Source organism: Arthrobacter sp. NPDC080031, from assembly GCF_040702485.1.
In the GTDB taxonomy this organism is placed as follows: Bacteria; Actinomycetota; Actinomycetes; order Actinomycetales; family Micrococcaceae; genus Arthrobacter.
The window spans coordinates 40,269-46,279 of record NZ_JBFBLA010000036.1; the positions used below are offsets into that span (position 1 = coordinate 40,269).

The window sequence follows — 6,011 nt, forward strand, 5'->3', positions numbered from 1 at the left end:
GTATCTAGGACTCGACGAGCGTCAGGATTGTTTCCGGGCGCACGCCGTCGTATTTCATGGCGTCGGCCGCAACTTCGGACTCCATGATCCGCTGGAATGTTTCCATGTCCGGGACTTCGACGATCAGGCCGACACGGTTGGTTTTTGCCGGGTCTGCGAACGTTCGGACCGTAATGCCCATGGGTCCGAAGATTTCTTCCCGTTTTGGTGAGCTGAGCCAGTGCTCAACGTCGTCGACCTCATGGAAGATCATCAAGGTTGTCATCGTATGCCTCCGCTTTCAGAAGTTGCGCCAGGAGCCGGACGGGATGAGGACTCGCTTCCAAGCATCCTGATCACGCTGAACGTACCACGGCGTCCACTGCGGCGACAGGCTTTCGAGGTGGTTGCCCGACAAGCTCATCGTGCTGCATCGCTCTCGCCCAGCGAGAAAGTAAGCTTACTGAATGAATAGACCGGACGAAGGCCCTGCAGATACTCTCCTTGGCGGCAGGTACCGTGTGCACGAGCGCATCGCCTCCGGCTCCATGGCCACCGTCTACCGGGCCTCGGACGAGTATCTCGGACGCGACGTCGCGGTCAAGATCATCAACAGGCCCGCAAGCGCAGACGGACCCGTCGCTCTGGACGATGAGGTGGCCATCCTCGCCCGCATGAGTCATCCCGGCCTGGTGACCCTCCTTGACGCCGGTGTCGACCGGGAGGGGCCCGGAGGACCCAAGGTTTACCTGGTGATGGAGCTGGTTGAGGGGCCGGACTTGAAACAGCGGCTGGCCGATGGTCCCGTTGTTTCGCGAGACGCGGCCCTCCTTGGCCATGATCTCGCGGACGCTTTGGAATACATCCATCGCAGTGGCGTCATTCACAGGGATGTGAAGCCAAGCAACATCATGCTCTTCGACTACAAGCAGGGCTCGGCGAGGATGCGCGCGAAGCTGACGGACTTTGGCATCGCCCTGATCTCGGAAGCCCCGCAGGGGCCTGATGGCGGCGTCTTCGGGACAGCGGCATACCTGAGCCCAGAGCAGGCGCGTTCCGAGCCTTTGAGCCCGGCCAGTGACGTGTACTCCCTCGGCCTGGTGCTGCTGGAGTGCCTTACAGGGCGGATCGCTTTCCCCGGAGATCCCCTGCAAAGCGCGCTTGCCCGGCTGATCCAGGACCCGCCGATCCCCGCCGACCTTGACGAGTTCTGGCGGACTCTCTTGGGCGCGATGACGGCGGCCGATCCCCAAGCCCGACCGACAGCGCGGGACATATCCGAGGCCCTGTACGAGCAGGCCCACTCCGACCGGGGCAAGCACAAAGTAGACAGTTCCATCATTCCGGCGGACGAAGCCGAGAGAATGGCGGCGGTGCACCAATACCAAATCCTCGATACGCCGCCGGACGGCGCCTTCGACAGGATCACCGCACTGGCGGCCCGGCTATTCGATGTTCCCATAGCAATCGTCAGCGTCGTGGACCATGACCGGATATGGTTCAAGTCCCACCACGGAACTGCGGTGGAACAGATCGACAGGGACCCCGGTCTCTGCGCCTCGGCCATCCTTCAGGGAGGGACGTGGGTTGTCGAGAACGCCCCTGAGGATCCCCGCGCGCTCTCGAACCCGCTGGTGGCGGGGGAGTTCGGACTCGGCTTCTACGCGGGAGCCCCGCTGACTACCCGCGAGGGCTACAACCTAGGGACCCTGTGCATCCTCGACTTCGCTCCGCGAAAGATGTCCGCAGCGGAGATCGACACACTGCAGGACCTGGCCGCGGTAGTCATGAACGACCTGGAACTTCGGCTCGAAATCCGGCTTTCGGCACAAGCCGGGCGCGTGCCGGTCGACGTCGATTAGATTAGTAAGCCTACTTACAGTATGGTTACTCAGGTTTGCACAACGATAAAGGCAATCATCAGAATGTTTACGACTGAAACGGAAGGTACATCATGAATGTCATCCTCGGAATCGTCGCGGTCATCGCGATCCTTTTCTTTATCATTGGCGGAACTGTCAAGGCCCTTGGATTCCTTCTGTGGATCGCCCCGATACTGATCGTCTTGGCGATTATCGTCTTCCTCTTCAGGTTGATTAGCGGGCGCCGGCGGGTGTAGGAAAATTGGGGGTCCGGCCCCGGCGATCCGGGGCCTTTGCAAAAGGACGGCTGTGTCTTAACGGACACAGCCGTTCTTTTTTGTGCGGGACTTTACTGCGGACATTTCCGATTCGGTAAACAGACGGCGTTGAGGTCCGCGCGCATCAGTGCTAGGCCAGGATGGCCGGCTCAACGTGGTCTTTTTCTTGATGTTTCTCGTTGTACGCTTCTTCCCGAAGTTCGTCGTACGGTAAGCCTCCGGGAAGCGAGCCCTCGGCGAGGCCGCGGAGGACAAGGCGGCGCAAGGGTGGCTGTCCGTCTGCCGCGGGAACCGACGAACCGATCGAAGCAGGGGCAGGTATGTTGGCTGCTGCCATCCGGTCAACTCCCGATGCGCCGGCCGCGCCCAGGAGCACCACTGCGAGGGCCGCCATTGCGTGCACTACGGGTCTTTTCCAAAGCCTCATTTCTTAAACCTGACCCAGTTGCGTCAAAACTGCGTCGGATTCTCCTTTGCGGAGGCTGGGAGCCTCGAACTTTCAACGGCCCCCAGCGGCGCGCACAATTGCGAGGTGCGGTTAAAAGCGCAAGCGCCCCCTGCCCGGTGAAAGGGCAGGGGGCGCTTTGCGCCCAGGGCGGTTTAGCCCTGCAATCCAGCTAGACGCCGTAGTAGAGCTCGAACTCGTACGGGTTCGGGCGCAGCGACAGCGGACGGATCTCGTTCTCGTACTTGTACTCGATCCAGGTGTCGATCAGGTCCTGGGTGAAGACGCCGCCGGCCTGCAGGAACTCGTTGTCCTCGCGCAGGGCCTCGAGTGCTTCCTCAAGCGAGCCCGGAGCCTTGGGGATGTCCTTGGCTTCCTCGGCAGGCAGTTCGTACAGGTCCTTGTCGATCGGAGCCGGGGGCTCGATGCGGTTGCGGATGCCGTCGATACCGGCCATGAGCTGGGCGGAGAACGCCAGGTACGGGTTGGAGGCGGCGTCCGGAGCGCGGAACTCGATGCGCTTGGCCTTCGGGTTGGAGCCCGTGATCGGGATGCGGATGCCGGCGGAGCGGTTGCCCTGCGAGTAGACCATGTTGACCGGAGCTTCGAAGCCCTTGACCAGTCGGCGGTAGGAGTTGACCGTCGGGTTGGTGAAGGCGAGCACGGCAGAGGAGTGCTTCAGCAGGCCGCCGATGTACCAGCGCGCGGTGTCGGACAGGCCGGCGTAGCCCTTCTCGTCGTAGAACAGCGGGTCACCGTTGCTCCAGAGGGACTGGTGGCAGTGCATACCGGAGCCATTGTCACCGAAAATCGGCTTCGGCATGAAGGTAACGGACTTGCCGTACTCCCACGCGGTGTTTTTGATGACGTACTTGAACTTCTGCAGGTCGTCGGCAGCGTGCACCAGCGTGGTGAACTTGTAGTTGATCTCAGCCTGGCCTGCGGCGCCGACTTCGTGGTGCGAGCGCTCGACTTCGAGGCCTGCTTCGTCCAGGGCGAGGCACATGGCGTCGCGGAGGTCGGCCTGGTGGTCAACCGGGGATACCGGGAAGTAGCCGCCCTTGAAGGGGGTCTTGTAACCGAGGTTTCCGCCTTCTTCTTCGCTGCTCGTGTTCCAAGGGGCTTCAATCGAGTCGACCTTGTAGAAGGAACCCTGCGGGGAGGATTCGAACTGGACGTTGTCGAAGACGTAGAATTCGGCTTCGGGAGCAAAGAATGCCGTGTCAGCAATGCCAGTGGAGGCCAGGTAAGCTTCGGCCTTTTCGGCAACGCCGCGCGGGTCGCGGTGGTAGGGGTCACCCGTGCGGGGGTTCACGATGGAGAAGTTCAGCGCGAGGGTCTTCTCGACGCGGAAGGCGTCGATGAAGGCCGTGGTGACGTCCGGAATAAGCTGCATGTCGGACTCGGCGATGCCCTGGAAACCGCGGATGGAAGATCCGTCAAAGAGCTGGCCGTTGACAAAAAAGTCAGCGTCAACGCTCTTCGCCGGCACATTGAAGTGCTGCTGGACGCCCGGAAGATCGGTGAAGCGGATATCGACGAATTTAACGTCTTCGTCTTTGATGAACTTGAGGACTTCGTCCGCAGTCTTGAACATCTATGCTCCTAACGCATAACAGGTAACAGGCCCTCGGGCCGTCTGGTCCAGCGCAAACCGAAAGCAGGGAAACAAAAAAGTATCCCTGATGCGGCGGCTAGCAACTTCTCCAACCATAGGGAAATGGGATTTCCCCGGAGTGTCAGTATTGTTTCGGGCAGGTTACAGAACTGCCTGCCGTGTAAACGCTACTGGTCTACTGCAGTGCCAGTCTATGTCTTACGCCTATGTGTCTGTTTCCTTGTGAACACTGTGAACGTTCCACTGCCTGCGACCATCGCCGCCAACCATCCGATGGTGAAGCCGTAAGCTTGAAGCGTGGTTGATCGCAAAGATATTGGTTCATGGCTCACAGGGCCGGACACGTCCGGAATTTCCAAGTACCCGGGAGCGCGGCTCGGCCTGCCCGAGTCCGGCCCCGGCTCCATGGCCCGGGCCGGCCGCCGCATCCTGGCAATCTGCATCGACTGGGTCATTGCCTTGGTGATCAGCAACTTTGCCTTCGGCGGCAACCAGTGGGCGACGCTCGCCGTCTTCGCGGTGGAACAGATCCTTCTCATCGGCACGCTGGGCTACAGCATCGGACACCGGGTCGCCGGCATCCACGTGGTGCGGCTCGGAGGAGCACAGGCTGGACCCTTGGCTGCCTTGGTCAGGACGATCCTCCTGTGCCTGGTGATTCCTGCGGTTGTTTTCGATCCCGACCAGCGTGGCCTCCACGACAGGGCCATGAACACCATCCTCATCCGGATGTAACTTTTACGCGGACAAAAAAGCCGCCCGTTCCTGGAAGTCCAGGAACGGGCGGCTGTCGTGTTGGTTAGCGTCCGCGTGCTGCCTTGCGGTCAGGGCGTGCCTTGTAGGGGTCGATGCCCTTGGGGATCGGCAGGCGGTTGCCTAGCGAAGAGATCCGCTTGCTGACCGCTCCTACCTCAACCTTGGTGAGCTCGTTCTTGTATTTGTTCATGGTCTTTGCGATTTGGCTGATGGGCACTTGGCCTTCGCCGCGACCGCTTTCGATCACGTGAATGGTGACGTTCGGCAGGATGCGGGCGAGCTTCTTGCGCTCCGCGTCGACCAGCGGCTTGACGCGGTGCGACGGTCCTTCGCTGACCAGCACGACGCCGGGACGGCCGATGGCGCGGAAGACAGCGTCCTGGGTACGCGGGTTGACGGCGACCGGCTGGTCCTCAGTGATCCAGCCGCGGCGCAGGGTTCCCAAAGCCGCACCGGAAGCTCCGGGCTGGTTCTCGATCTGCGCGAAGGCAGCCCGTTCCGCGCGGCGCGAGAGGATGAAGACAGCTGCCAGCAGGCCCAAGGGGATGCCGATGATCAGGCCTGTGACCCAGTTGTTCAGGAGGAGCCCAACGACGAGGCTGACAGCAACGACGCCAAAGAACGCCAACAGCATGAGCCACACGACGATGGGGTCATTGCGGCGGGTCATCTTGAAGACCTCGCCGATCTGCTTCAGCTGGCTCGGCTTCTTGGCCTTGGCTTCCTTGGGCTTGCGGGAAAACAAGCCGCGCTTAGGAGCGTCGGCAGCCGATGTTGTCGAGTTGCTGGAATCAGGGGATTTCGCCATAGTGCCTTAATTCTACGTGATTTATGCCAAAGGACCGGACGCCGGACTTGTCCGGGGTCCGGTCCTTTGACCGTGCTTTAGCCGACGTGCTATGCGTGGTGTGCGAGGAGGGTGCGGGCTTCCTGGCGGGTGGTGCCGGAGTCCTGGATGCCTTCGGCGATGTGGGCCAGGTGCGCGGGGATTTCGCGGCCTTTCTTGCGCATCGCGGTGGCCCAGAGGCGTCCGGCGCGGTAGGAGGAGCGGACCAGGGGGCCGGACATGACGC

At 61.4% G+C, this 6,011-nt stretch carries 7 protein-coding genes and 1 pseudogene; 3 read left to right on the plus strand and 5 right to left on the minus strand.

The genetic code is table 11. The features are described 5' to 3' along the window. Positions 1-4 precede the first annotated feature (4 nt). Positions 5-265: a hypothetical protein gene (locus tag AB0323_RS21995; protein WP_364538221.1), complete on the minus strand. Its 261-nt coding sequence runs from the start codon at positions 263-265 to the stop codon at positions 5-7. 181 nt (positions 266-446) lie between these two features. Between AB0323_RS21995 and AB0323_RS22000 the strand changes: the two genes are divergently transcribed. Both AB0323_RS22000 and AB0323_RS22005 read left to right on the plus strand, forming a co-directional pair. After that, entirely contained in the window at positions 447-1,841 is a 1,395-nt protein-coding gene (locus AB0323_RS22000) for a GAF domain-containing serine/threonine-protein kinase (protein ID WP_366179226.1), read from the plus strand. Between the two features lie 92 nt (positions 1,842-1,933). After that, positions 1,934-2,098 carry a DUF2207 domain-containing protein gene (locus AB0323_RS22005; protein WP_148667595.1) on the plus strand — a complete coding sequence of 55 codons (165 nt, stop codon included), beginning with the start codon at positions 1,934-1,936 and terminating at the stop codon, positions 2,096-2,098. A 151-nt stretch (positions 2,099-2,249) separates the two neighbouring features. On the opposite strand, the gene AB0323_RS22010 is transcribed toward AB0323_RS22005, so the two are convergent. Further along, on the minus strand, positions 2,250-2,522 hold the full coding sequence (locus AB0323_RS22010) for a hypothetical protein (RefSeq protein WP_366179227.1): 273 nt from the start codon (positions 2,520-2,522) through the stop codon (positions 2,250-2,252). Between the two features lie 214 nt (positions 2,523-2,736). Continuing rightward, positions 2,737-4,161 (minus strand): type I glutamate--ammonia ligase, encoded by a 1,425-nt coding sequence (glnA, locus tag AB0323_RS22015; RefSeq protein WP_364538227.1) that lies wholly within the window; start codon positions 4,159-4,161, stop codon positions 2,737-2,739. A 318-nt stretch (positions 4,162-4,479) separates the two neighbouring features. On the opposite strand from glnA, the gene AB0323_RS22020 reads away from it, so the two are divergent. Continuing rightward, positions 4,480-4,917 (plus strand): RDD family protein, encoded by a 438-nt coding sequence (locus AB0323_RS22020; RefSeq protein ID WP_236816955.1) that lies wholly within the window; start codon positions 4,480-4,482, stop codon positions 4,915-4,917. A 64-nt stretch (positions 4,918-4,981) separates the two neighbouring features. On the opposite strand, the gene AB0323_RS22025 is transcribed toward AB0323_RS22020, so the two are convergent. Together AB0323_RS22025 and AB0323_RS22030 are read right to left on the minus strand one after the other, a co-directional pair. Next, positions 4,982-5,746 carry a DUF4191 domain-containing protein gene (locus tag AB0323_RS22025; protein ID WP_364538231.1) on the minus strand — a complete coding sequence of 255 codons (765 nt, stop codon included), beginning with the start codon at positions 5,744-5,746 and terminating at the stop codon, positions 4,982-4,984. 89 nt (positions 5,747-5,835) lie between these two features. Further along, positions 5,836-6,011: pseudogene (locus tag AB0323_RS22030) on the minus strand (lipoyl synthase); the annotation flags it as partial.